The following is a 23,383-nucleotide window of genomic DNA, read 5'->3' as shown; positions in this document are numbered from 1 at the left end:
CGAGGCCACTCCGCCCTCGGCGGGAAACCACCCATCAGCCGACTCGCCGCCTGACAACAACGTCTCAGGTCACAACACCTAGGCCTCGGTGAAGTTACGGGTCACGGTCGGGTCGACCGGGATGCCCGGGCCGGTGGTGGTCGAGATGACGATCTTCTTCAGGTAGCGGCCCTTGGACGCCGACGGCTTGAGCCGCAGGATCTCGTCGAGGGCGGCGCCGTAGTTCTCCGCCAGCTTGGCCTCGTCGAACGAGGCCTTGCCGATCACGAAGTGCAGGTTGGCCTGCTTGTCGGCGCGGAAGTTGATCTTGCCGCCCTTGATGTCGGCGACGGCCTTGGCCACGTCGGGGGTGACGGTGCCGGTCTTGGGGTTGGGCATCAGCCCGCGCGGGCCCAGCACCCGGGCGATCCGACCGACCTTGGCCATCTGGTCGGGGGTGGCGATCGCGGCGTCGAAGTCGGTGAACCCGCCCTGGATCCGCTCGATCAGGTCGTCCCCGCCGACGATGTCGGCACCCGCGGCGGTGGCCTGCTCGGCCTTCTCCCCCACCGCGAACACCGCGACGCGGGCGGTCTTGCCGGTGCCGTGCGGCAGGTTGACCGTGCCGCGGACCATCTGGTCGGCCTTGCGCGGGTCGATGCCGAGCCGGATGGCCACCTCGACGGTGGCGTCCTGCTTGGTCGAGCCGGTCTCCTTGGCCAGCTTGGCGGCCTCGAGCGGGCTGTAGAGGTTGTCGCGGTCGATCTTCTCGGCGGCCGCGCGGTAGAACTTGCTGTTCTTGCTCATGTGTTCATCCCATCGGTGTTGAAAGGAGCCGTGGTCGGCGGGCCGAAGCGAGCCCTCCCACGGGGTGTCGATTATTCGACGGTGATACCCATCGACCGGGCGGTGCCGGCGATGATCTTCGCTCCTGCCTCGATGTCGTTGGCGTTGAGGTCGGCCTTCTTGGTCTCGGCGATCTCGCGCACCTGGTCCCAGGTCACCTTGGCGACCTTGTTGGTGTGCGGCTCACCGGAGCCCTTGCCCACCCCGGCGGCCTTGAGCAGCAGCTTGGCGGCCGGCGGGGTCTTGAGCACGAAGTCGAAGCTGCGGTCCTCAAAGACGGTGATCTCCACCGGCACGACGTTGCCGCGCTGGCTCTCGGTGGCGGCGTTGTAGGCCTTGCAGAAGTCCATGATGTTGACGCCGTGCTGACCCAGCGCCGGACCGACCGGCGGGGCGGGGTTGGCCTGCCCGGCCTCGATCTGCAGTTTGATCAGCCCGATGACCTTTTTCTTCGGGGCCATGTGTGGGGTCCTTTCTCGGCTTGGGGTCGTCGCGGGCGGACCGCGCGACGAGATCGCTGTTAAATCTTGGAGACCTGGGTGAAGGCCAGTTCGACGGGGGTTTCCCGGCCGAAGATCGACACCAACACCTTGAGTTTCTGCTGCTCGGCGTTGACCTCGCTGATGGTGGCGGGCAGGGTCGCGAACGGCCCGTCCATCACCGTCACCGATTCGCCGACCTCGTAGTCGACCTCGATGACCGGCTGCTCCAGGCCGCCGTCGGTGGCAGCGGCGGCGGTGCTGGCCGCGCCCTTGGCGGCCTTCTTGGCCGGGGTGCGCGGCAGCAGGAACTTCACCACGTCGTCGAGGGAGAGCGCCGACGGCCGCGAGGTCGCGCCGACGAACCCGGTGACACCCGGGGTGTTGCGCACGGCCGCCCAGGAGTCGTCGGTCAGGTCCATGCGGACCAGGATGTAGCCGGGCAGCACCTTGCGGTTGACCTGCTTGCGCTGGCCGTTCTTGATCTCGGTGACCTCTTCGGTGGGCACCTCCACCTGGAAGATGTAGTCGCCGACGTCGAGGTTCTGCACGCGGGTCTCGAGGTTGGCCTTCACCTTGTTCTCGTAGCCGGCGTAGGAGTGGATGACGTACCAGTCGCCCGGCTTGGCCCGCAGCTCCGCCTTCAGCGCGACGGCGGGATCGACCTCCTCGGCCGGCTCCTCGGTCGCGGGTTCGGTCGCGGCGGCCGGCTCGGCCGCCTCGACCTGCTCGGCCTGCTGCTCAACGGCTGCGTCAACCGCCTCATCGGCGGGCGTGTCGCCGTCGAAGGTAGTCACGACTCTCATTCCTCTCTATCGCTTCAGCTCGGGGGCGGACCCGTCGGGCTGTCCGGTCAGGTGTTCTGTCCGAAGACCAGCATCACCAGCTTGGCCAGACCGTAGTCGGACAGGGCGACCAGCGCGACCATGAACACCAGGAACGCCAGCACCACCGAGGTGTAGGTGATCATCTGCTTCTTGTTCGGCCAGATCACCTTGCGCAGCTCGTTGACGACCTGCTTGAGGTAGTTGAAGACGAACAGGAACGGGTTGCGGGACGGACCGGTGCGGGCTTTCTTGACCTTCTTGGTCTTCGCGGCGCCGGCGTCCTTGCCGGTCTTGGCCGGGGCCGTCGAGTCCGCCGAGCCCGCCTCGGCGGTGATGCGCTGCCGCTTGCCGCTGGGCCGCTTCGGCTGCGTCACCACAGCGGACTGCCCACCGGTGTCCCCGGTGTCAGCGGCGTCGGCACCGTCGCGCTCGTCGCTCACCGCGCGCTCCTTCGTTCGGTCGTTGGTCATGCTCCGGCGGATGACTCCAGTCTCCACCATCGCACGTATTCAGTTGAGCACGGGCGACAGGACTTGAACCTGCAACCTGCGGTTTTGGAGACCGCTGCTCTGCCAGTTGAGCTACGCCCGTCCGAGGTTGGCAGCCCAACCCACGTGCTCGGGGCTTACCTCTGCGCACCGCCCCGCTGCATCGCTTCGCGCTGCCTCGTTGTCGGCTAACAAGACTGACGCGCTCCCCGTTCAGCCGATCACAGACCGACGGAGGGCGCGCTGGTAGTGGGAAAACCCCGAGTGGAAAGTGTACCCCGCCGCCACCATCGGTTACTAATCAGTCCTTCCGGGTGACCTGACCGGTCGCCGGGTCGAACTTGATCTTCACCGAGTCGTCGCCTTCGTGGCCCATCATCGTGGTGTAGCCCTCCATCACCATCTCACCCTCCTCGTCGTGGAGGGTGTTGCGGGTCACCACGATGTCGGCGCCGAACCGCTGCTCGACCGAGTCGATCACCATCCGCGCCCACACCTTGTCGCCGGCGTAGAGCGGCCGGTGGTAGACGAAGCGCTGGTCGACCTGGACGATCTGCATGGTCTCCATGCCGATGTCGACCTTGCGGAAGAAGTCCTGCTGGACCAGCAACGCGAAGGTGGAGATGAAGGTCAGCGGGGCCACCAGCGCGCGGTGCCCCAGTTCTCCGGCGGCGTCCTCGGAGAAGGAGGCCGGGTCGTCGGCCTTGACCGCCTTGGCGTATTCGCGCACCTTCTCCCGACCCACGATGAAGTAGTCCGGGTAGTCGTGCACCATCCCCAGGATGTTCGTCTTGAGTGCCATCCCGTTACGCCAGCTTCGCCGAAGCGGTGGCGCGGCCGAAGATCTTCTTGCCTTCGTGGGTGGCGGTCAACGCCAGCGTCACAGTCTTGGTCTCCGGGTCCACCGACTTCACCCGGCCGCCGAACACGATCTCGGTGCCCTTGCCGTCGTTGGGGACCGGGACCACCGAGGTGAACCGGACGTTGTATTCGGTGACCGCGCCCGGGTCGCCCACCCAGGCGGTGACGTAGCCGCCGCCGAGCCCCATGGTCAGCATCCCGTGGGCGATCGCGGTGTCCAACCCGACCAGCTTGGCGATCTCGTCGTCCCAGTGGATCGGGTTGAGGTCACCGGAGACACCGGCGTAGCTGACCAGGTCCTGACGGGTCAGCGGGATCGTCTTCTCCGGCAACTGGTCACCGACCTTCACCGAACTGAATTCACGCAGTGCCATCGGAAAAGCCACTCTCCCCATCTTCTTCGCTACGCCCCGCAAGCGTGGTGTAGGTCTCCTGTACCAATTCGCCGTCCTGATCGGTGACGATGTTCTTGGTGACGATGATGTCGGTGCCGTGCGCCCGGCGCACCGAATCGACCGACACGTCACAGTAGAGCTTGTCGCCGACCTTGACCGGGCGCACGAACTTGAACACCTGGTCGACCTGCACGATCTGCGCGTCGTGCAACGCGATGCCGGCGTGTTCGAAGAAGGCGACCTGCGCTTTGTAGCCGAGCACCGAGGTGAACGTCAGCGGCGCGATCAGCGTGTCGTGGCCGAGTTCGGCCGCCGCCTCCTCCTCGAAGTACACGTCATCGTCGTTTTTCACGGCGACCGCGTACTCGCGGATCTTCTCGCGTTCCACCTGGTAGTAGTCGGGATAGCGGTGGCTCATCCCGACGATCCGTTCCAAAACCGCCACGATCTGCGATCCTAATTCGAGCGGCGATTACCGCGATTCGCGGTGGGCCTGGTGTTTGCCGCAGTTCGGGCAGAACTTCTTCAGCTCGAGGCGGTCCGGGTCGTTGCGGCGGTTCTTGCGGGTGATGTAGTTGCGGTGTTTACACACCTCGCAGGCCAGGGTGATCTTCGGCCGTACATCGGTACTGGAGGCCACGTCTGCTGTCCTCTTTCACAATTGCGGTTGACTTGTAGCGATGGCCGGACTTGAACCGGCGACCTAACGATTATGAGTCGTTCGCTCTAACCACCTGAGCTACATCGCCTCGGGTACCCGCCGCCAGCCTGCCCGGCGTCACCGAGCCCCCTAACGGAATCGAACCGTTGACCTTTTCCTTACCATGGAAACGCTCTGCCGACTGAGCTAAGGGGGCGCGGCCCAGCGACAGTGCCGCGGGCCATCGATGAGGGTACAACCTGGCACGCGGCGGCACCAAACCGCGCCTCTAGGCTGGAGCTATGGCTGACGACTCCAACCGGCTCTATTTCCGGCAACTGCTCTCCGGTCGCGATTTCGCCGCCGGCGACCCCATCGCCACCCAGATGCGCAACTTCTCCTATCTGATCGGCGACCGCCAGACCGGCGAGGCGCTGGTCGTCGACCCGGCCTACGCCGCCGCCGAACTGGTCGACGCGGTCGAGGCCGACGGGATGCGGCTGACCGGGGTGCTGGTCAGCCATCACCACCCCGACCACGTCGGCGGCTCGATGATGGGCTTCGAACTCAACGGGCTGCCCGAGTTGCTCGAGCGGGTCAGCGTCCCGGTGCACGTCAACAAGGAGGAGACCGAGTGGGTGTCCCGGGTGACCGGGGTGGCGACGAGCGACCTGACCGCCCATGAGCACGGCGACACCGTCACCGTCGGCGACATCGCCATCGAGTTGCTGCACACCCCCGGCCACACCCCGGGCAGCCAGTGCTTCCTGCTCGACGGCCGGCTGGTGGCCGGCGACACCCTGTTCCTGGAGGGCTGCGGACGCACCGACTTCCCCGGCGGGGACTCCGATGCGATGTACCGCAGCCTGCAACAGTTGGCCGCCCTGCCCGGGGACCCGACCGTGTTCCCCGGCCACTGGTATTCCGAGGACCCCAGCGCCACGCTGTCGGAGGTCAAACGCACCAACTTCGTCTATCGGCCCGCCAACCTGGAGCAATGGCGGATGCTGATGGGTGGCTGACCTGATATAAGCGGTAGATGAGTTTTCACCGGGTCCCGGCCGCCGGCTGGGTCGACGACCGCTGGTACGACGCCACCCATGCCGGCGCCGCGGTCTGGGTGGCCGTCGCCGTCTGGGTCGCGCTGGTCTTCATGGCGCTGGCGCTGCTGTACGCGGCCCGCCAACTGCGCGCCGCAGGCCGGTTGCGCGCCGACCGGCAACGGCCGTACGTGTCGATGTTCATGGAGCCGCACCCCGCCGACTGGCACCTGATCGAGTTGGTGGTGCGCAACTTCGGGCGCACCGCCGCCTACGAAATCGAGTTCGCGTTCACCAACCCGCCGACCGTGGCCGCCTACGAGCACGCCCAGGACGGCTACGCCGACGTCACCGTGCTGCCGCTGCCGGAGCGGCTGCCCACCCTGGCGCCCGGGCAGGAGTGGCGGCTGGTGTGGGACTCCGCCCGCGACCGCGCCCAGATCGGCGAGCAGATCGAATCCCGCTTCACCGGAGCCCTCACCTACTTCGACAGCGCCGACGACCGCGCCGGGGCGCGGCGACGGTGGTGGCAGCGCCGGCGTCGGCCGCTGCGCACCGAGGTGGTGCTGGACTGGGACGAGCTGGCACCCACCCAGCGCATCGAGTTGATGAGCAGCCACGACCTGGCCCGCCGGGAGAAGCAGAAGCTGGAGCTGCTGCGCGCGGTGCTGACCTACTTTCAGTACGCGGGCAAGGAGAACCGCCCGGAGGTGCTGCGCGAGGAGATCGACCGAGTCAACCGCGCCGCCCGCGACGTGCAGGACCGCTGGCGCAGCCAGACCGTGGCCGACCCGGCCGACACCGTGCGGTTGAATGTTCCGCATGGCCGCCACAGCGGCCCACCCGACAGTAAGGACCAGCCATGACCGGCCCCGTCAGCTACCGCCGCGACGACGCGATCGCGGTGATCACCCTCGACGACGGGAAGGTCAACGCGCTGGGCCCGGCGATGCAGCAGGCCATCGCGGCGGCCCTCGACGAAGCCGACCGCGACGACGTCGGCGCAGTGGTGATCGGCGGCAACGACCGGGTGTTCAGCGGCGGCTTCGACCTGAGGGTGCTGACCTCCGGGGAGGTCCAGCCGGCCCTGGAGATGTTGCGCGGCGGCTTCGAGTTGGCCCACCGGGTGCTGTCCTACCCGAAGCCGGTGGTGATGGCCTGCACCGGGCACGCAATCGCGATGGGGTCGTTCCTGCTGTGCTGCGGCGATCACCGGATCACCGCGCCGGCGCACAACATCCAGGCCAACGAGGTGGCGATCGGGATGACGCTGCCGTACGCGGCGCTGGCGGTCCTGGAGCTGCGGCTGACCCGCTCGGCCTACCAGCAGGCGGTCGGGCTGGCCAAGACCTACTTCGGGGAGAGCGCGCTGGCCGCCGGCTGGGTGGACGAGGTGGTGCTGCCCGACCAGGTGTGGGCCCGCGCCGAGGAGGCCGCCCGCGAGTTCACCGCGCTCAACCAGCCCGCCCACGCGGCGAGCAAGCTGCGGGCCCGCGCCGGCGCGCTCGATGCGCTCCGCTCCGGGATTGACAACATGGCCGCCGAATTCGGGGTGTAGCGCTTACTCGCGTGCCGACTCACCGGGGCGGGGGCACCTCGTGGGAGCGGCGGAACCGCTGTAGGTAGCGCGGCCAGTCCCAGGTGGTGAGGAACTCCTGGGCGGCGATGTAGCCGTTGTCGTAGAGCTCGCGGAGTTGTTCGCGGGTGGCGTCGAAGTCCAGCACCCCGACGTCGGTGGAGTTGACCTGGATGGCGCGCACGCTGACCCACGGCAGGCTGAGGTGGGTCTGGTCGTGGCCGACCAGCATGGTGGTGACCAGCTTCTCCAGCAGCGCCGACGGACCGAACCAGCGCAGCGGTTTCAGCGCGGGCACCAGGGCGCTGATCCCTTCGCCGGTGGTGGGCACCACCGTCACCCCGAAGGTGGGCCAGTCCGGGGCGCGGCCGTCGGGCCGGTCGAAGGAGTCGATCGGGAAGTTCGACAGCACCCCGCCGTCGACCAGGGTGGAGGCCCGGCCGGCGGCGTTGGTCAGGGTGCACGGGCGGTAGAAGAACGGCACCGACATCGAGGCGCGCACCGCGTCGGCCACCGACTGCTCGTCGGGGTCGAGGCCGTAGACCCGCCGGTAGTCCCACGGCAGGCGCACCAGTTGGCCGGTGGTCAAGTCGGTGACGCTGACCACCGCGCGGTAGCGCCGCTCCGGAAGCAGGTTCTCGTCGGGGTAGGCCAGGTCGCCGAAGGTGCTGACGCCGAGGTTCTTCAGTTCGCTGCGGATCCAGTCATGGGCGAAGTCACCGCGGTACAGGCCGGTGTCGCGCACCAGTCCCCAGGCCTTGCCGGCCAGCGGCAGCGGGGCGGCGTCGCGCCAGCGGTGCAGCGGCACCGACAGCGCCAGGTCGGTGACCTGCTCGGCGGTGAGCCGATCGTTCTGTTCGGAGGCGGCGATGATGGCGCCGACCACCGAGCCGCCGGAGACCCCGGAGACCCGTTCGATGGAGTAGCCGGCGTCCATCAGCGCAACCAGCGCGCCGACCAGCCCGATGAATTTCACCCCGCCGCCGGACAGCACCAGGTCCGCGTGCAAAGGTTCCGCCGGTGCCACAGGTTTTGATGCTAGTCGCGTCGTGGCCGGCGCCGGCGCCTACGCGACCCGCGCCATCCCGCCGCAGCCCGCACACCTCGCCGAGTCGCACACCCCGCCGAGTCGCACACCCCGCCGAGTGAAGCTGTAGGGCGGAAAAATCGCCCGCGGAGCGCCCTAGAGCTTCACTCGGTGCCGCGCGGCTGCACAGTCGCCGCGCAGCACTCGGCGCCTCAGTCCGCGGACACCCACTCGTAGGGCAGGAACTTGCCGTCGAAGGTCACCACCACGCGGTCCCCGCTGGGGTGCGGCTTCTTGTGCAGGTCGACGCTGAAGTTGATGGCGCTCATGATGCCGTCGCCGAACTGCTCGTGGATCAGCTCCTTGATCGCCCCGCCGTACACCTGCACCGCCTCGTAGAACCGGTAGACGGTCGGGTCGGTGGGCACCGCCGCGGGCAGCCCACCCCGGTGCGGCACCGCCGCCAACACCGGCACCGCCGCGGCGTCCAGGCCGAGCATCTCCGCCAGCACCTTGCCCTGTTCGGGCGGGATGGGCTGCTGGCCCAGCAGCGCCGAGGTGGTCCACACCACCGGCCGGTCGATGGCGTCGGCGAGTTCCTGCCAGCTCAGCCCCTTGGCCAGCCGGGCGACGACGATCTGTTCGGTGAGCTCGTTTCTGTTCATACCGTCCAGCATGCGCCCGGATCAGTACGGTGGTCGACGGGGTGCTCCCCGACACCGACCGTCAGCAAAGGAAACCGATGATCCGTCGTGCCCTCCCCTGCGCCGCGGCCCTGCTCGCGGCGATCACGCTCGCCCTGGCGGGGTGCGCGACCTCGGCGCCGCCGTCGGAGTCCGATGCGCCCGCCCAACTGGATTTCACCGCCACCACTGTTGACGGCGCCGAGTTCTCCGGGACGAGCCTGCTGGGCAAACCCGCCGTGCTGTGGTTCTGGGCGCCGTGGTGCCCGACCTGCCAGCGGGAGGCGCCGATGGTCGGCCAAGCCGCCGAGAGCCACCCCGACGTGACGTTCGTCGGGGTCGCCTCGGCTGCCCAGCTGCCGGAGATGAAGGAGTTCATCGCCACCTACCCGGTGGGTTCGTTCACCCACCTGGCCGACACCGACGGCGCGGTGTGGCGCACGTTCGGGGTGACCAAGCAGCCGGCGTTCGCGTTCGTCGCCGCCGACGGTCAGACCGAACTGGTCAAGGGTGAGGTGACCAGCGTGGAATTGGATCGGCGACTGGATGAGCTGACCGAGCGGTGATCGACACCGCCGCCCTCGGGCTGGCGCTGGGCGCCGGGCTGGTCGCCGCGCTCAACCCGTGCGGGTTCGCGTTCCTTCCGGGCTATCTGGCGCTGGTGATCGCCGGCGGCGGCGGGCAGCGTTCCCGGCCCGCCGCGCTGGCCCGGGCCGGGCTGGCGACGACGGCGATGGCGGCCGGGTTCGTCACGGTGTTCGGGGTCTTCGGGTTGGCGATCTCTCCGCTGATCGCCTCCGCGCAGCGCTACCTGCCGTTCGCCACGGTGCTGATCGGGGTGCTGCTGATCGGGCTCGGCGGCTGGCTTCTCAGCGGCCGCGACGTGACCGTCATGCTGCCCACCCCGTCGGGCGGCACCCCGGGCGCCGGGCTCGGCTCAATGTACGGCTACGGGGTGGGCTATGCGCTGGCGTCGCTGTCGTGCACGATCGCGCCGTTCCTGGCGGCGGTCTCCACCACCTTCCAGCAGGGCGCCTGGCTCACCGGAGTGCTCGCCTTCGTCTGTTACGCGCTGGGCATGGCGGTCACGGTCGGGGTGGCCGCCGTCGCGGTGGCGCTGGCCGGGGCGTCGGCGGCCGGGGCCCTGCGCGCGGTGCTGCCCTACATCAACCGCATCGTGGGGGCGCTGGTGCTGGTGACCGGGCTCTACGTCACCTACTACGGCTACTACGAGATCCGGCTGTTCTTCACCGACGCCGGCCCCGACGACCCGGTGATCGAGGCGGCCGGCGCGATGCAGGGCTGGCTGGCCGGGATCGTCGACACCCTCGGGGTGTGGCCGCTGCTGGGTGCGCTGGCGCTGCTGGTCGCCGTGGGCGTCGGCCGGCGGTTGGCGCCGCGGGCGCTACGCTCCAGCCCAGCGATATCCGGCGAGACCGGGGAGGTGGCCGTGACCGACGAGAACGAGGACCCGAGCGAGTTCTGGGAACAGTTCTACGGCGAGACCGAGCAGAAATGGAGCGGGCGGGTCAACGCCCGGTTGGTCGAGGTCGCCGGCGACCTCACCCCCGGCCGGGCCCTGGATCTGGGCTGCGGGGAGGGCGCCGACGCGGTGTGGCTGGCCGAGCACGGCTGGCAGGTGACCGCGGTGGACATCTCGGCGACCGCGCTGGACCGCGCCCGCACTGCGGCTGCGGAGCGAGACCTCTTGGACCGCATCATTTTTGAAGAGCATGAACTGCCGCACACCTTCCCCGGCGGGCGCTACGATCTGGTTTCCGCACAGTTCCTGCACTCTCCGGTGCGCCTGGACCGCGTCCGGACCCTGCGGCGCGCCGCCGACGCGGTGGATCCCGGCGGCGTGCTGCTCATCGTCGACCACGGGGCCGCACCGCCCTGGGTGGAGGATCCCGACGCTCATCACTTCGACACCCCCGAGGACGTGCTCGCCGCCCTCGACCTCGCCGACACCGAGTGGGAGCGACTGCGCGCCGATACCGCCGAGCGCGACGCCGTGAGCCCCGACGGGGAGCCGGCAATGTTGAGCGACAACGTGATCGTGCTGCGCCGCCGCGGCTGAGCATCGGCCTCGGCAGCCGGACCACCGACGCCTGGGCACCCCCTTGTGTTACCGAAGCCAAATATTAAACTTCGGTAAGCCGAAACTTTTGGGAGGTGCGCTGGTGCAGATGTGCGTCGACCGCGACGCGGACAGCCGATGACCGCCGCGGTCTGGATGGCCGCGCCGCCCGAGGTCCATTCGGCCCTGCTCAGCGCCGGCCCGGGGCCCGGTCCGCTACTCGCGGCAGCCGGCTCCTGGCACGCCCTGAGCGCGGCCTACACCGAGGTGGCCGCCGAACTGGAGGCGGCACTGAGCACCACGGCCACCGCCTGGGAGGGGCCCACCGCGGTCTCCTACCGGGCCGCGCACCTGCCGTATCTGACGTGGCTGCTGCACGCCGGCGCCGACAGCGCGGCGCGGGCCACCCAGCACCAGATCGCCGCGGCCGCCTACACCACGGCGCTGGCCGCCATGCCGACCCTGCCCGAGCTCGCCGCGAACCACGCAACCCACGCAGCGCTGGTCGCAACCAACTTCTTCGGGATCAACACCATCCCGATCGCGGTCAACGAGGCCGACTACGTGCGGATGTGGGTGCAGGCCGCCACCGCCATGAGCGCCTACGAGGCCACCTCAACGACGGCGCTGCGCGCGGCCCCCGCCACCGCGGCGGCCCCGCCGATCGTGCGCACGGAGTCGACGCCGGCCGCCGATCAGCCCGAGCCGGCCAACCCGCTCCAGGGCCTGTTGGACCGCATCGAACCGATCCTGAAGATGCTCGGGATCGAAAACAGCGACACCGCCCACAACCCGGCGGTCTCCAACGCCCTGACCGACGCCGTGGCCCGGTTGCTGCACTACGTCGGCATCGATTGGGATCCGGGGGCAGCACTGCTCAACGGCCACCCCTACGACTACTACATGAACGCCGCCGAACCGATCTGGTACGTCGCCCGGTCACTGGAGTTGTTCCAGAACTTCCTGGAGGTGGGACAGAACCCGGCGCAGGCGGTGCAGTCGTTGCAGTATCTGGTCGCGGTCGCACTGTTCGACTGGCCCACCCACGTCGCGCAGGTGATCACCGCGGTCAGCCAGTCCCCGGCGCTGATGCTGGCGGCGGCCGGTGCGGGCATGGCCCCGCTGGGCGCGGCCGGCGGTGCCGCCGGACTGGCCGGTCTGGCCGGGTTGCCGTCCCCCGCCGCGGTGGCGACGCCGAGCGCACCGGTCGACGTGCCCGCCGGCATCCCCCCGCTGGGTGCCGCGACGCCCGCTCCGGTCGGCGCGGCGGCCGGGGCCCCACCATCCTCGCCCGCACCGGCCGCTGCGCCGGCCGCCCCCGCCCCGCCCGGAGCGCCGCCGTCACCGCTGCCGGCTGCCGGACCGCCCGCGATGGTGCCGCCGCTGCTGGTGGGTCCGCCTCGAATCGACGTCGACTCCGGGATGGGCAGCAGCGCCGCCGCCAGCCGCAAAGCGAGCGAGCCCGATGCGGCCGCTGCGGCCGCATCCGCCGCACGCACCGCTCGCGAGGCCGCCCGGGCCCGGCGCCGCCGGCGGGCCCGGCAGCGCGAGGAAGGTGCGGAGTTCATGGACATGAACATCGAACTCACCCCGGACTGGGCGGGTCCGGACCCGGCGGCGCCGACTCCGTCGGGGGCCGGCGCCGGGCCGCTCGGCCTGGCCGGGACCGCCCCCACCGACGACGTCGCCGGCGCGGTCGGGCTGGCCCGGACCGGGGGCTCCGAGTTCGATAGCGGCCCGCCGGAGCCGATGGTGCCGCGCACCTGGCGCGAGCCGGGCCGGCGGTCAGACCGGCTTGGTGGCGGTCACCACATGGGTCGGTGACCAGGGGCCGCCGTACCACATCCGCCAGCCCAGGTTGCGGCGCTGCACGGTGCCCCAGCCCAGTTCGGCCAGCCCGGCGGCGTGCCGGTCGGTCTCCCACAGATCGGCGATGATCAGCCGCCCGCCCGGCCGCAGCACCCGCGCTGCCTCCAGCAGGGCACGCCGCCGGCCCTCCCGGCTCGGGATGTTGTGGATGACCAGGTTGGAGACCACCACATCGACGCTCGCGTCGTCGAACGGCAGCGCGGTGATGTCGGCGGTGTGCAACTCGACGCGGTCGGCCACTCCTTCGAGGGTGGCGTTGGCCCAGGTGGTCTGCTCGGAGTTGCCGGTCTGGTCGGCCTGCCAGACGTCGACGCCGATCGCCCGGCCGCGCGGTAGCCGTTTCGCCGCCGCGCAGAGCACCGCGCCGCGCCCGCAACCCAGGTCCAGCACGGTCTCGTCGCCGCGCAGTCGCAGCCCGTCGAGCAGCTCGGCCCACACCGCGAACTTGCCGCGCCGGGTGGCGTGGATGTACAGCCCCGCCTGCCCGAGCACCGCTGCGGTGATCGCGGCCGCGGCACCGGCGCGCCGGTAGCGTCCGCGCGCGGCGCTGCGGACGGCGTAGCCGGTCAGTGCCGCGCAACCGGCGCCCAGCAGCCCGGCCTGCACCGGCGCGGACAGGACATGGAAGGAGCCGTCGACGCCGTAGTCGCCGCGGTGCTCGGTCATGTCCGCCATTCTTCCAGCCCGGCGGGACCGATCTCGGTGGCGAGGGTCGCGATCACCTCGCGCAACTCGGTGACCAGCGCGCTGTCGCTGCGTCGGGTGTAGACCTCCAGTAGCGCCCGGTAGTACCACAGGTGCGCGGCCGGGTGGTGTTCGTTGAACCGCTGCCACACCGCGTCGCCGACCGCGCGGTGATCGCGCAGCAGCGCCCGCGCGTTGTCGAGTTTGTCGGCCATCGACACCAGCAGCGCGTCGTCGGAGACCCCGCCCAACAGGTCGATGTAGCGCTCCTTGCGCGGGCGCCACGGCGGTTTCGGGGTCTCGAAGGTGTCGCTGCACTCACCGACGATCCCGGCGACCCGCGCGCCGAACAACTCCTCGATCTCGGCGAGGGTGTCCGCGCCGCCCTGGTCCTCGGCGGCGTCGTGCAGCAGTGCCGCGATCGCCTGATCCTCGCTGCCGCCGGCGCCGATCACCAGCCCGGCCACCGACAGCAGGTGTCCCAGATACGGGATGTCGCCGGCCTTGCGGGTCTGATGCCGGTGCACCTCCGCGGCGTACTGCAGGGCCCGGTCGAACCGGTCGGTCAGCCGAGGGGTGGCGGCGCTCATGGCTCCACTGTGGCACGCGGCCCCGACAGGCTTCGGGTCGTTGTCTGAGCTTGGCTCTAAGGTTGGCGTCGATGCCGCTACACCTGCACCGCGCCGAGGACACCGGGCTGCTCGCCGACCGGCTCGGCGCACTGCTCGCGGTGCCGCCCGCCGACCCGTTCGACGACGATCTGGTGCTGGTGCCTGCGCGCGGCGTGGAACGCTGGCTGTCCCAACGGCTCTCGCACCGGCTCGGCGCCGTCGACGGCGACGGGGTGTGCGCCGCGGTGCGGTTCCGCTCCCCCGGTGCGCTGATCGCCGAGATCGCCGGCACCGACACCGACGACCCGTGGTCCCCCGACGCGCTGGTGTGGCCGCTGCTGGAGGTCATCGACGCCTGCAGCGGCCAACCGTGGTGCCGGGCGCTGGCCACCCACCTCGGCTACGGCGACGGGGACACCGACTCACTACGCCGCGGCCGCCGCTACGCGGTCGCTCGCCGGCTGGCCGGGCTGTTCGCCTCCTACGCCCGCCAGCGTCCCGCGCTGCTCGCCGACTGGTCGACCGGCACCGACAGTGACGGCGCCGGCGGGACTCTGGACGACGACCTGGCCTGGCAGCCACCGCTATGGCGGGCGCTGGCCGACGCGGTCGACGCACCGGTGCCCGCGCTGCGGCACGCCGAGACCGTCGAGCGGCTGCGGGCCGCACCCACCGCGACGCTGCCGGCCCGGCTGTCGCTGTTCGGCCACACCCGGCTCAGCCGTACCGACCTGGAGTTGCTGGGGGCGCTGGGCGCCCACCACGACCTGCACCTGTGGCTGCCGCACCCCTCGGACACGCTGTGGCAGGGGTTGCGCGGCGTCGACGGGGCGGTACCCCGCGACACCGACACCAGCGCCGAGCTCGTGTCCCACCCGCTGCTGGCGACCTTCGCCCGTGACCTGCGCGAGTTGCAGCGCGGCCTGCCCGAACCGGATACCGACGAATACCTCACCGACCCAACCGATCCCGACACTCTATTGAGGTGGTTGCAGGCCGACCTGGCCGCCGACGCGCCCCGCCCGACCGGCCGCACGCACACCAAGACCGACCGTTCGGTGCAGGTGCACGCCTGCCACGGCGCGGCCCGGCAGGTCGATGTGCTGCGTGAGGTGCTGCTGGGTCTGCTCGCCGACGACGAGACCCTGCAGCCGCGCGACATCGTGGTGATGTGCCCAGACATCGAGGTCTACGCACCGCTGATCGCCGCCGGGTTCGGGCTCGGCGAACTGACCGGCGAGCACCATCCCGCGCACACACTGCGGGTCCAGCTCGCCGACCGGGCGCTGCACCAGACCAACCCGCTGCTGGGGGTGGCCGCCGAATTGTTGGGGCTGGCCGGCGGCCGGGTCACCGCGACCGAACTGCTCAACCTGGCGCAGGCCGACCCGGTGCGCGCCCGATTCGCGTTCACCGACGAGGACCTCGACGTCATCGCGGAGTGGGTGCGCGACACCAACATCCGGTGGGGCTTCGATGCCGACCACCGCGCCCCCTACGGGCTGGGCGGCATCGTGCACAACACCTGGCGGTTCGGGCTGGACCGCATCCTGACCGGGGTGGCGATGTCGGAGGACGCGCAGTCCTGGCTGGGCACCGCGCTGCCGCTCGACGACGTCGGCAGCAACCGCGTCGAGCTGGCCGGCCGGCTGGCCGAGTTCGTCGACCGGGTGCAGCGGGTGCTCGACGAGCTCACCGGGGCGCGGCCGCTCTCGGCGTGGCTGTCCACGCTGACCGACGGGGTGACCACCCTGACCCGGGTCGGGCCTGACGACGGCTGGCAGCAGGGCCAGTTGCAGCGCGAGTTCGCCGACGTGCTGGCCGGTGCCGGGGACCGTGCCGGCACCGCGCTGCTGTTGCCCGACGTGCGGGCGTTGCTCGACCACTGCCTGGCCGGGCGGCCCACCCGCGCGAACTTCCGCACCGGCAGCCTGACCGTGTGCACGATGGTGCCGATGCGCTCGGTGCCGCACCGGGTGGTCTGCCTGGTCGGCCTCGACGACGGGGTGTTCCCCCGCCAGACGCTGTCCGACGGCGACGACGTGCTGGCCCGCCGCCCGCTCACCGGGGAGCGCGACCCGCGCTCGGAGGACCGCCAGCTGCTGCTCGACGCGATCTGCGCCGCCCGCGAGACGCTGGTGATCACCTACACCGGCGCGGACCCGAGGTCGGGCGCCGACCAGCCGCCGGCGGTACCGCTGGCCGAACTGCTCGACACCCTCGACGCCACTACCGAGCAACCGGTGCGCGAGCGCGTCGTGGTGCGACATCCGTTGCAGCCCTTCGCGGTCGCCAACGTCACCCCGGGATGTCTGGGCACGATCGACCGGCCGTTCTCCTTCGACCCGACCGCACTGACCGCCGCGGAGGCCGCCGTCGGGCAGCGCCGCGAGGCGCCCGCGTTGGTCGGGGCGCCGCTGCCCGCACCCGAGCCCGCCGATGTGGAACTGGCCGAGTTGTTGAGGTTTTTCGCCGATCCGGTGCGCGGGTTCTTCCAGTCGCTGCAGTACACGCTGCCGCGGGAGGTCAAGGGGGTCGAGGACGCCATGCCGGTGGAGATCGACAACCTGGCGAAGTGGGCGGTCGGCGACCGGATGCTGCGCGACATGCTGGCCGGGATGGACCCCGACCAGGCCGCGCACGCCGAGTGGCGCCGGGGCAGCCTGCCACCGGGGCGGCTGGGCTGGCGTACCGCCTGCGAGATCCGGGACATGTCGCGCACCCTGGCCCAGACCGCGCTGGCCCACCACGTCGGGGAGCCCACCGCGGCGGACGTCGACGTCGACCTCGGCGGGGGTCGTCGCCTGACCGGCACCGTCGGCCCGCTGTATGAGAATCGCAGTGTGGCGGTGCACTATTCGCAGCTGGGCGCCAAGCATGCGCTGGCGTCGTGGATCATGGTGCAGGCGTTGGCCGCTCAGCAGCGCGGGCCGTGGTCGGCGCTGTGCATCGGACGCGCCAGGAATCGGGTGGTGCAGCGGACGTTCCTGCCTGCCGACGATCCGAACGCGGCGCTGGCACATCTGGTGGCGCTCTACGACGCCGGCCGCCGCGAACCGCTGCCGTTGCCGCTGAAGACTTCCTACACGTGGGCGGCGGTGAGCCGCGAAGGCGGCGAACCGTACGAGGACGCCCGCCGGACGTGGGAGTACAACAAATTTCCCGGGGAGAACGACACCCCCGCCCATATCGCGGCGTGGGGCAAGAACTCTCCGCTGTCCCGGTTGCTGGCCGATCGGCCGCGCCCCGGTGAGGAGACGCCCGGGCAGACCAGCCGGTTCGGCGCGCTGGCGCTCCGGCTGTGGTCGCCGGTGCTCGACAGCGAGGAACTGCCGTGATCGCCGCGTTCGATCTGCTCGATCCGCTACCCGGACCGCGCGACACCGTGGTGCTGGAGGCCAGCGCCGGCACCGGAAAGACGTTCGCACTGGCCGGGCTGGTCACCCGCTACGTCGCCGAGGGCCGTGCCCGCCTCGACGAGATGCTGCTGATCACCTTCGCACGGGTGGCCAGCCGGGAACTGCGCGAGCGGGTCCGCGACCAGATCGCCGCGGCGCTGGCGGTCACCGAGGGCCGCCGCGAGCCGAGCAACGAGCTGGAGACCCACCTGCGCGATCACGGCGACGCCGCGCAGGCGGCCCGACTGCGCGCCGCACTGACCGGATTCGATGCAGCCACCATCGTCACCATCCACCAGTTCTGCTCCCTGGTGCTGAAATCCCTTGGCGTGGCCGGGGACAGCGATCCTTCGGTGACGCTGGTGGAAAGCCTCACCGAGTTGATCACCGAGGTCGTCGACGACCACTACCTGGCGCACTTCGGGCAGCAGGAGGATCCGCCGCCGTTCACCCGGGAGGCCGCCCTGAAGATGGCCGCCACCGTCGTGGAGGACCCGGCCGCCGAGCTGCGCCCGGCCGCCCCGCAGCCCGGTTCGGCGGCAGCGGCGCGGTTGGCGTTCGTCGCCGAGGTGCGCGCCGAGGTGGAGCGCCGCAAACGCCGGTTGCAGATCCTGGGCTACACCGACCTGCTGACCCGGCTGGCCGCCGCGCTGGAGCAGCCGGACTCGGAGGCGGCCGCCCGGATGCGGCGGCGCTGGTCGGTGGTGATGGTCGACGAGTTCCAGGACACCGACCCGGTGCAGTGGCGCGTCCTCGACCGGGCGTTTCGCGGGCACGCCTCGCTGGTGCTGATCGGCGACCCCAAGCAGGCCATCTACGGCTTCCGCGGCGGCGACATCCACACCTATCTGGCCGCCGCCCGCGCCGCCGACGACCGGCGCACCCTGACCACCAACTACCGCAGCGACGCCGCGCTGGTCGACCGGCTGCAGGTGGTGTTGCAGGGCGCCCAGCTCGGCCACCCCGACATCGTGGTGCCGCCGGTCACCGCCAGCCACACCGGATCACGGCTGGTCGGCGCGCCCCACCCGGATCCGTTCCGGCTGCGGGTGGTCGGCCGTCCCACGGCGGGCCGCCGCGGCACCCAGAGCGTGCCGATCGACGCGCTGCGCACCCACATCCCCGACGACCTGGCCGCCGACATCGCGGCGCTGCTGGCCTCCGGCGCCCGGTTCGACGGTAAGCCGATCAAGGCCGAGCACATCGCGGTGATCGTGGAGCGGCACGCCGACGCCCGCGCCTGCCGCGACGGGCTGATGCGCGCCGGCATCCCGGTGGTCTACACCGGCGATACCGACGTGTTCGACTCCCGGGCCGCCGCGGACTGGCTGTGCCTGCTGGAGGCCTTCGAGCAGCCGAACAGCGCCGGGCTGGTGCGGGCGGCGGCGTGCACGATGTTCTTCGGTGAGACCGCCGAATCCCTGGCCGCCGGCGGTGATGCGCTCACCGATCGGGTCGCCCACACCCTGCGCCAGTGGGCCGACCACGCGCGGCGCAGCGGCGTGGCCGCGGTGCTCGAGGCCGCCCAGATCGCCGGGATGGGCCGCCGGGTGCTGTCCCAGTACGGCGGGGAGCGGCACATGACAGATGTGGCCCACGTCGGGCAGCTGCTGCAGGAGACCGCGCACCGGGACCGCCTCGAATCGGCGGGGCTGCGCGACTGGCTGCGCCGGCAGTGCGAGGAGCGCAGCGACGCCGCCGAACGCAACCGCCGCCTGGACAGTGACGCCGCGGCCGTGCAGATCATGACCGTGTACGTCGCCAAGGGGCTGCAGTTCCCGGTCGTGTATCTGCCGTTCGCGTTCAATCGCAACATCCGGACCGACGACGTGCTGCTCTACCACGACGCGGACACCGGAGCCCGCTGCCTGCACCTCGGCGGTGACGACGAGCGCCAAGACGCGGTGGAGGGCAACAAGACCGAGGTCGCCGGGGACGTCATCCGGCTCAGCTATGTGGCCCTGACCCGGGCCCAGTGCCAGGTGGTGGCGTGGTGGGCGCCGACCTGGGACGAGATCAACGGTGGGCTGTCGCGGCTACTGCGCGGCCGCGCCCCCGGCACCGCTGAGGTCCCCGAGGCCTGTGACCGCAAGGTCAGCGACGAGGACGCCTGGGCGGCGCTGACCGCCTGGCAGGACGCCGGTGGTCCGGTGCTCGAGGCGAGTGTGATCGGCCCGCCGGTGCCCGTCCGCTCCTCCGAGTCGACCGGGACGTTCGCGGTGCGCAGCTTCGACCGCGCGGTCGATACCGGCTGGCGGCGCACCTCGTATTCGGGGCTGCTGCGCCACGCCGAGCAGGCCCGCGAAGCCGGGGTGCACAGCGAACCCGAGGTCGCCGACCGCGACGACGAATCAGAAGACCTCACCCTGTCGGAGGCGCCGGCCGCCGCCGGCTCGGAGCTCGTCTCCCCGATGGCGGAGCTGCCGCGCGGCGCGGCGTTCGGGTCGCTAGTGCACGCCGCGCTGGAGACCGCCGACCCGCTGGCCGGCGACCTGGGGGCGGAGCTGACCGCCCAGGTCGCCGAGGCCCAGGCGTGGTGGCCGCTCGAGGTGGAGCCGGCCGTGCTGGCCGAGGCGATGCTGCCGATGCACGACACCCCGCTGGGCCCGCTGGCCGCGGACGTGACACTGCGCCGCGTCGGGCTGGCCGACCGGCTCTGCGAGCTGGATTTCGAGATCCCGCTCTCCGGCGGGGACGGCGGCGACGACGGGGACTGTGGCGCCGCCGCGGAGCTGCGTTTGTCCGATCTGGCCGGGCTACTGCGCGAGCACCTGCCACCCGATGACCCGTTCGCCGGTTACGCCGACCGGCTGGCCTCCGAGGTGCTCGGCGATCAGCCGCTGCGCGGCTACCTGTCCGGTTCCATCGACGTGGTGCTGCGCACCCCGCAGCAGCGCTACCTGGTGGTCGACTACAAGACCAACCATCTCGGTGACACCGCGGCGGACTACTCCTACTCCCGGCTCACCGAGGCGATGCTGCACTCCGACTATCCGCTGCAGGCGCTGCTGTATGTGGCTGTGCTGCACCGATTTCTACGCTGGCGCCAACCGGGCTACGACCCGGCGACTCACCTCGGCGGAGTGCTGTACCTGTTCGTGCGCGGCATGTGCGGGCCGGATACCCCGATACTCGAGGGCTCCCCGGCCGGGGTGTTCGGCTGGTCTCCCCCACCGGCGCTGGTGGTCGCGCTGTCCGATCTGCTGCACGAGGGGGTGAGCGCGTGACCGAGGAGCAGACCCTCGACCCGCTGTCGTGGCGGGTGGCCGCCGGGGCGGCCGGGCTGTTGGCCGAGTTCAACCACGCCGGGGTGCTCAAGACCGCCGACGTGCATGCCGCGCAGCGTATTTCCGCACTCGGCGACGAACCCGACGAGACCGTCACGCTGGCGGTGGCGCTGGCGGTGCGGGCGCTACGGGCCGGATCGGTGTGCGTCGACCTGCGCAGCGTGGCCGCCGACGCCGGCGTTCCCGAGCTGGACTGGCCGGAGGTGGCGGGATGGCTAACGGCGGTGCGCGACTCGAAGCTGGCTGCCGCCGGGGTGGTGCGACTCTACGGCGAGAGCCTGCTCTACCTGGACCGGTACTGGCGCGAGGAGCAGCAGGTCTGCGCTGACCTGGTGGCGCTGTCCGCGCCGCGCGGGGCACCGACATCGGTGCCCGGCTTCGAGCGACTCTTTCCGCCGGGACGGTTCGCCGAGCAGCGTGCCGCCGCCGAGATCGTGCTCGCCCAGCCGGTCACCGTGCTCACCGGCGGGCCGGGCACCGGCAAGACCACGATGGTGGCGCGGCTGCTGGCGCTGCTGGCCGAGCAGGCCGAAGCGCAGGGGCGGGCCCGGCCGCGCATCGCGCTGGCGGCCCCCACCGGCAAGGCCGCGGCCCGGCTGACCGAGGCGGTCGCGGAGAAACTGACCGAGCTCAGCGAGGACGACCGCCGTCGCCTCGACGGATTGCAGGCCACCACGGTGCACGGGTTGCTGGGGTGGCGGCCGGGCAGTTCGGTGCGGTTCCGCCACCACCGCGGCAACCGGTTGCCGCACGAGGTGATCGTCGTCGACGAGACCTCGATGGTGGCGTTGACGATGATGGCGCGGCTGCTGGAGGCGGTGCGCCCGGATGCCCGGCTGATCCTGGTCGGCGACCCCGACCAGCTGGCGTCGGTGGAGGCCGGCGCGGTGCTGGCCGATCTGGTCGACGGACTGGCCGCCCGCCCCGACACCAAGGTGGCCACGCTGGCGACCTCGCACCGGTTCGGGGAGTCGATCGGGGCGCTGGCCGCCGCGATCCGCGACGGCGACGCCGACACCACCCTGGAGTTGCTGGCGGCCGGCGGTGAGCACCTGCAGTGGGTCGACGTCGAGGACCCCACCGCGGCACTGCGGTCCCTGGTGGTGCCGCACGCGCTGCGGGTGCGGGAGGCCGCCGCGAACGGGGATGCGGCGGCGGCGCTGGCCCGCCTCGACGAGCACCGGCTGCTGTGCGCGCACCGCGACGGCCCGGCCGGGGTGCGGCACTGGAACCACCAGGTGCGGCGCTGGGTGAGCGAGCAGACCGGCGATCCGGCCTGGGCGGAGTGGTATCCGGGGCGTCCGCTGCTGATCACCGCCAACGACTACGGGCTCGGCGTGCGTAACGGTGACACCGGGGTGGTGACGGTCGGCCCGGACGGGCTGCGGGCGGTGTTCGCCACCGGCGCCGGGCCGCTGAAGGTGGCGACCAGCCGGCTCGCCGACGTGGACACCATGTACGCGATGACGATCCACAAGAGCCAGGGCAGCCAGGCCGACGAGGTCAGTGTGCTGATGCCGCCGGTGGAGTCCCGGTTGCTGACCCGGGAGCTGTTCTACACCGCGGTGACCCGCGCGCAGCGCACGGTGCGGGTGATCGGGTCGGCGGAGTCGGTGCGCGCCGCCCTGCAACGCCGGGCGGTGCGGGCCAGTGGGCTCGCGCAACGGCTGCGGGAGGCGTGAGCGGCGGCGGTTTCGGGCACTGCCGTCCCGCCGGTGCCGTGGATGCACCACACTGTTGGCATGGCCGACAACGACGACGACCGGGTGGCGGTCTACCTCGACTTCGACAACATCGTCATCTCCCGCTACGACCAGGTCAACGGCCGCAACTCGTTCCAGCGGGACAAGGCCAAGGGGCTGGACAAGCACGCCGACCGGCTGGCGCGGGCGACGGTGGATCTGGGCGCGATCCTCGATTTCGCCTCGTCGTTCGGGACGCTGGTACTCACCCGCGCCTACGCCGACTGGTCGGCCGAGGTCAACGTCGGCTACCGACAGCAGCTGGTGGGCCGGGCGGTGGATCTGGTGCAGCTGTTCCCGGCGGCGGCGTACGGCAAGAACGGCGCGGACATCCGGTTGGCGGTCGACGCGGTCGAGGACATGTTCCGGCTGCCGGACCTGACCCATGTGGTGATCGTGGCCGGGGACTCCGACTACATCCCGCTGGCGCAGCGCTGCAAACGGCTGGGCCGCTACGTGGTGGGTATCGGGGTGGCCGGTTCGACCAGCCGGGCGCTGGCCGCGGCGTGCGATGAGTTCGTCTCCTATGACGCGGTGCCCGGGGTGCCTGCGCTGGAACCCTCCCCGGAGCCGGCCGCCAAGCAGAGCGACCAGGACCAGGACCAGGAAGACGACTCACCGCAGCCGGACCCGCAGGACGTCGCCACCCGGCTGCTGACCCGGGCGCTGCAGATCGGCTCGGAGAAGAACGACGTGGACTGGCTGCACAACTCGGCGGTGAAGGCGCAGATGAAGCGGATGGATCCGTCGTTCAGCGAGAAGTCGCTGGGGTTCAAGTCGTTCAGCGACTTCCTGCGGTCCCGGTCGGATCTGGTGGAGCTCGATGAGAGCTCGACCACCCGGATGGTGCGCCTGCAGGGCTGAGCGGCCT

22 protein-coding genes, 3 tRNA genes and 1 pseudogene are annotated in these 23,383 nt (G+C 71.1%); 11 read left to right on the top strand and 15 right to left on the bottom strand.

Annotated features, from left to right (window positions below):
* Positions 1-78: 78 nt before the first annotated feature.
* From rplA to AWC30_RS07030, 11 genes are all read right to left on the bottom strand, one after another.
* On the bottom strand, positions 79-786 hold the full coding sequence (gene rplA / locus AWC30_RS07080; RefSeq protein ID WP_085109478.1) for a 50S ribosomal protein L1: 708 nt from the start codon (positions 784-786) through the stop codon (positions 79-81).
* Between the two features lie 71 nt (positions 787-857).
* Positions 858-1,286 (bottom strand): 50S ribosomal protein L11, encoded by a 429-nt coding sequence (rplK, locus tag AWC30_RS07075; protein WP_085109477.1) that lies wholly within the window; start codon positions 1,284-1,286, stop codon positions 858-860.
* A 59-nt stretch (positions 1,287-1,345) separates the two neighbouring features.
* Positions 1,346-2,101, bottom strand: a complete 756-nt coding sequence (gene nusG / locus AWC30_RS07070; protein ID WP_085109476.1) for a transcription termination/antitermination protein NusG — start codon at positions 2,099-2,101, stop codon at positions 1,346-1,348.
* 56 nt (positions 2,102-2,157) lie between these two features.
* Positions 2,158-2,571 (bottom strand): preprotein translocase subunit SecE, encoded by a 414-nt coding sequence (gene secE / locus AWC30_RS07065; protein WP_085109498.1) that lies wholly within the window; start codon positions 2,569-2,571, stop codon positions 2,158-2,160.
* 78 nt (positions 2,572-2,649) lie between these two features.
* Positions 2,650-2,722: transfer RNA gene (locus AWC30_RS07060), tRNA-Trp, on the bottom strand.
* A gap of 198 nt (positions 2,723-2,920) precedes the next feature.
* Positions 2,921-3,421, bottom strand: coding sequence for a (3R)-hydroxyacyl-ACP dehydratase subunit HadC (hadC, locus tag AWC30_RS07055; protein ID WP_085109475.1), 501 nt, complete (start codon positions 3,419-3,421; stop codon positions 2,921-2,923).
* 4 nt (positions 3,422-3,425) lie between these two features.
* Positions 3,426-3,854: a (3R)-hydroxyacyl-ACP dehydratase subunit HadB gene (hadB, locus tag AWC30_RS07050; RefSeq protein ID WP_085109474.1), complete on the bottom strand. Its 429-nt coding sequence runs from the start codon at positions 3,852-3,854 to the stop codon at positions 3,426-3,428.
* The gene (gene hadA, locus AWC30_RS07045; RefSeq protein WP_275994210.1) at positions 3,841-4,293 is read right to left on the bottom strand and encodes a (3R)-hydroxyacyl-ACP dehydratase subunit HadA; all 453 of its coding nucleotides are present in this window, start codon (positions 4,291-4,293) and stop codon (positions 3,841-3,843) included. Before hadA ends, hadB begins: the two co-directional genes overlap by 14 nt.
* Positions 4,294-4,347: 54 nt before the next feature.
* Positions 4,348-4,515, bottom strand: a complete 168-nt coding sequence (gene rpmG, locus AWC30_RS07040; protein ID WP_066853677.1) for a 50S ribosomal protein L33 — start codon at positions 4,513-4,515, stop codon at positions 4,348-4,350.
* A 35-nt stretch (positions 4,516-4,550) separates the two neighbouring features.
* A tRNA-Met gene (locus tag AWC30_RS07035) sits at positions 4,551-4,624 on the bottom strand.
* 35 nt (positions 4,625-4,659) lie between these two features.
* Positions 4,660-4,732, bottom strand: a tRNA-Thr gene (locus tag AWC30_RS07030).
* An 85-nt stretch (positions 4,733-4,817) separates the two neighbouring features.
* On the opposite strand from AWC30_RS07030, the gene AWC30_RS07025 reads away from it, so the two are divergent.
* The 3 genes from AWC30_RS07025 to AWC30_RS07015 are packed head-to-tail and all read left to right on the top strand — an operon-like array spanning position 4,818 to position 7,113.
* Positions 4,818-5,537, top strand: a complete 720-nt coding sequence (locus AWC30_RS07025; RefSeq protein ID WP_085109472.1) for an MBL fold metallo-hydrolase — start codon at positions 4,818-4,820, stop codon at positions 5,535-5,537.
* 17 nt (positions 5,538-5,554) lie between these two features.
* On the top strand, positions 5,555-6,421 hold the full coding sequence (locus AWC30_RS07020) for a DUF8453 domain-containing protein (RefSeq protein ID WP_234807970.1): 867 nt from the start codon (positions 5,555-5,557) through the stop codon (positions 6,419-6,421).
* Entirely contained in the window at positions 6,418-7,113 is a 696-nt protein-coding gene (locus tag AWC30_RS07015; RefSeq protein ID WP_085109471.1) for a crotonase/enoyl-CoA hydratase family protein, read from the top strand. Before AWC30_RS07020 ends, AWC30_RS07015 begins: the two co-directional genes overlap by 4 nt.
* Positions 7,114-7,132: 19 nt before the next feature.
* On the opposite strand, the gene AWC30_RS07010 is transcribed toward AWC30_RS07015, so the two are convergent.
* Complete coding sequence (locus AWC30_RS07010) at positions 7,133-8,158, bottom strand: patatin-like phospholipase family protein (RefSeq protein WP_085109470.1); 1,026 nt, start codon at positions 8,156-8,158, stop codon at positions 7,133-7,135.
* Between the two features lie 212 nt (positions 8,159-8,370).
* The gene (cynS, locus tag AWC30_RS07005; protein ID WP_443677246.1) at positions 8,371-8,823 is read right to left on the bottom strand and encodes a cyanase; all 453 of its coding nucleotides are present in this window, start codon (positions 8,821-8,823) and stop codon (positions 8,371-8,373) included.
* A gap of 77 nt (positions 8,824-8,900) precedes the next feature.
* On the opposite strand from cynS, the gene AWC30_RS07000 reads away from it, so the two are divergent.
* The 4 genes and pseudogenes from AWC30_RS07000 (at position 8,901) to AWC30_RS06985 (ending at position 12,745) form a co-directional block, all read left to right on the top strand.
* Complete coding sequence (locus AWC30_RS07000) at positions 8,901-9,407, top strand: redoxin family protein (RefSeq protein WP_085109497.1); 507 nt, start codon at positions 8,901-8,903, stop codon at positions 9,405-9,407.
* A pseudogene (locus AWC30_RS06995) lies at positions 9,404-10,243 on the top strand (cytochrome c biogenesis CcdA family protein); the annotation flags it as partial. The gene AWC30_RS07000 and the pseudogene AWC30_RS06995, both read left to right, overlap by 4 nt.
* Before the next feature lie 42 nt (positions 10,244-10,285).
* Positions 10,286-10,921, top strand: coding sequence for an SAM-dependent methyltransferase (locus tag AWC30_RS06990; RefSeq protein ID WP_372507285.1), 636 nt, complete (start codon positions 10,286-10,288; stop codon positions 10,919-10,921).
* A gap of 138 nt (positions 10,922-11,059) precedes the next feature.
* A complete protein-coding gene (locus AWC30_RS06985; RefSeq protein ID WP_085109468.1) occupies positions 11,060-12,745 on the top strand; it encodes a PPE family protein in 1,686 nt (561 codons plus the stop codon).
* Here the strand turns inward: AWC30_RS06985 and AWC30_RS06980 are convergent.
* Positions 12,707-13,456, bottom strand: coding sequence for a class I SAM-dependent methyltransferase (locus AWC30_RS06980; protein WP_085109495.1), 750 nt, complete (start codon positions 13,454-13,456; stop codon positions 12,707-12,709). The two genes, AWC30_RS06985 and AWC30_RS06980, sit on opposite strands and share 39 nt — an antisense overlap.
* The gene (locus AWC30_RS06975) at positions 13,453-14,064 is read right to left on the bottom strand and encodes an HD domain-containing protein (protein ID WP_085109467.1); all 612 of its coding nucleotides are present in this window, start codon (positions 14,062-14,064) and stop codon (positions 13,453-13,455) included. The genes AWC30_RS06980 and AWC30_RS06975 overlap by 4 nt, the downstream gene beginning before the upstream one ends.
* Positions 14,065-14,135: 71 nt before the next feature.
* Here AWC30_RS06975 and recC point away from each other — a divergent pair, with 71 nt between their 5' ends.
* From recC to AWC30_RS06955, 4 genes are read left to right on the top strand one after another with little or no spacing between them, the layout of a single operon-like run.
* The gene (gene recC / locus AWC30_RS06970; RefSeq protein ID WP_085109466.1) at positions 14,136-17,423 is read left to right on the top strand and encodes an exodeoxyribonuclease V subunit gamma; all 3,288 of its coding nucleotides are present in this window, start codon (positions 14,136-14,138) and stop codon (positions 17,421-17,423) included.
* Complete coding sequence (recB, locus tag AWC30_RS17910; RefSeq protein WP_207568407.1) at positions 17,423-20,710, top strand: exodeoxyribonuclease V subunit beta; 3,288 nt, start codon at positions 17,423-17,425, stop codon at positions 20,708-20,710. Before recC ends, recB begins: the two co-directional genes overlap by 1 nt.
* Complete coding sequence (gene recD / locus AWC30_RS06960) at positions 20,707-22,452, top strand: exodeoxyribonuclease V subunit alpha (RefSeq protein ID WP_372507156.1); 1,746 nt, start codon at positions 20,707-20,709, stop codon at positions 22,450-22,452. Before recB ends, recD begins: the two co-directional genes overlap by 4 nt.
* A gap of 60 nt (positions 22,453-22,512) precedes the next feature.
* Positions 22,513-23,376 (top strand): NYN domain-containing protein, encoded by an 864-nt coding sequence (locus AWC30_RS06955; protein ID WP_085109463.1) that lies wholly within the window; start codon positions 22,513-22,515, stop codon positions 23,374-23,376.
* Positions 23,377-23,383 lie beyond the last annotated feature (7 nt).

This window comes from Mycolicibacillus trivialis (genome assembly GCF_002102395.1).
Classification (GTDB): domain Bacteria; phylum Actinomycetota; class Actinomycetes; order Mycobacteriales; family Mycobacteriaceae; genus Mycobacterium; species Mycobacterium triviale.
The sequence above is the reverse complement of the archived record's forward strand: the minus strand, read 5'-3'. Positions and strand labels throughout refer to the sequence as shown.

What these genes read in the sequence shown, in the direction of transcription:
- rplA (WP_085109478.1), bottom strand. Translation starts at nt 786, where the DNA reads ATGAGCAAGAACAGCAAGTTCTACCGCGCGGCCGCCGAGAAGATCGAC.
- rplK (WP_085109477.1), bottom strand. Translation starts at nt 1,286, where the DNA reads ATGGCCCCGAAGAAAAAGGTCATCGGGCTGATCAAACTGCAGATCGAG.
- hadC (WP_085109475.1), bottom strand. Translation starts at nt 3,421, where the DNA reads ATGGCACTCAAGACGAACATCCTGGGGATGGTGCACGACTACCCGGAC.
- hadB (WP_085109474.1), bottom strand. Translation starts at nt 3,854, where the DNA reads ATGGCACTGCGTGAATTCAGTTCGGTGAAGGTCGGTGACCAGTTGCCG.
- hadA (WP_275994210.1), bottom strand. Translation starts at nt 4,293, where the DNA reads ATGAGCCACCGCTATCCCGACTACTACCAGGTGGAACGCGAGAAGATC.
- AWC30_RS07025 (WP_085109472.1), top strand. Translation starts at nt 4,818, where the DNA reads ATGGCTGACGACTCCAACCGGCTCTATTTCCGGCAACTGCTCTCCGGT.
- AWC30_RS07020 (WP_234807970.1), top strand. Translation starts at nt 5,555, where the DNA reads ATGAGTTTTCACCGGGTCCCGGCCGCCGGCTGGGTCGACGACCGCTGG.
- AWC30_RS07015 (WP_085109471.1), top strand. Translation starts at nt 6,418, where the DNA reads ATGACCGGCCCCGTCAGCTACCGCCGCGACGACGCGATCGCGGTGATC.
- cynS (WP_443677246.1), bottom strand. Translation starts at nt 8,823, where the DNA reads ATGAACAGAAACGAGCTCACCGAACAGATCGTCGTCGCCCGGCTGGCC.
- AWC30_RS07000 (WP_085109497.1), top strand. Translation starts at nt 8,901, where the DNA reads ATGATCCGTCGTGCCCTCCCCTGCGCCGCGGCCCTGCTCGCGGCGATC.
- AWC30_RS06985 (WP_085109468.1), top strand. Translation starts at nt 11,060, where the DNA reads ATGACCGCCGCGGTCTGGATGGCCGCGCCGCCCGAGGTCCATTCGGCC.
- AWC30_RS06980 (WP_085109495.1), bottom strand. Translation starts at nt 13,456, where the DNA reads ATGACCGAGCACCGCGGCGACTACGGCGTCGACGGCTCCTTCCATGTC.
- AWC30_RS06975 (WP_085109467.1), bottom strand. Translation starts at nt 14,064, where the DNA reads ATGAGCGCCGCCACCCCTCGGCTGACCGACCGGTTCGACCGGGCCCTG.
- recC (WP_085109466.1), top strand. Translation starts at nt 14,136, where the DNA reads ATGCCGCTACACCTGCACCGCGCCGAGGACACCGGGCTGCTCGCCGAC.
- AWC30_RS06955 (WP_085109463.1), top strand. Translation starts at nt 22,513, where the DNA reads ATGGCCGACAACGACGACGACCGGGTGGCGGTCTACCTCGACTTCGAC.